This is a genomic window from Streptomyces sp. SID12501 (genome assembly GCF_010550245.1).
GTDB lineage: Bacteria > Actinomycetota > Actinomycetes > Streptomycetales > Streptomycetaceae > Streptomyces.
This window is the reverse complement of record NZ_JAAGLU010000997.1, coordinates 1-394: the sequence shown is the minus strand read 5'-3', so window position 1 is coordinate 394 and position 394 is coordinate 1. Positions and strand designations below refer to the sequence as shown.

At 74.1% G+C, this 394-nt stretch carries 1 pseudogene; it reads right to left on the bottom strand.

The annotated features are described in order from the left end of the window. Positions 1 to 394, bottom strand: a pseudogene (locus G3I71_RS49520) (excinuclease ABC subunit UvrA); the annotation flags it as partial.

Here is a 394-nt window from a genome sequence, read left to right as displayed (position 1 = left end):
CCGTGTACGTCGCCGGGTTGGAGCGCCGCGAGCCGCGGATCGCGGTCTGGTCAATCGTGACGACGCCCTCGCGCTTCGCCAGGGCGCCGTGGATGAGCGAGCTCTTGCCCGACCCGGCGACCCCGGTGACGACCACGAGCACACCCGTGGGCACGTCGACGTCGACGTCCCGCAGGTTGTGCGTCGACGCGCCGCGGATCTCCAGCGCACCCGTGGGCGTGCGCACCTCGGGCTTGAGCGTCGCGCGGTAGCCGAGGTGCCGGCCGGTGAGCGTGTCCGCCGTGCGCAGCCCCTCGACCGAGCCCTCGTACACCACGCGTCCGCCCGCCGTGCCGGCGCCGGGGCCGAGGTCGACGACGTGGTCGGCGATCCCGATCGTCTCGGGCTTGTGCTC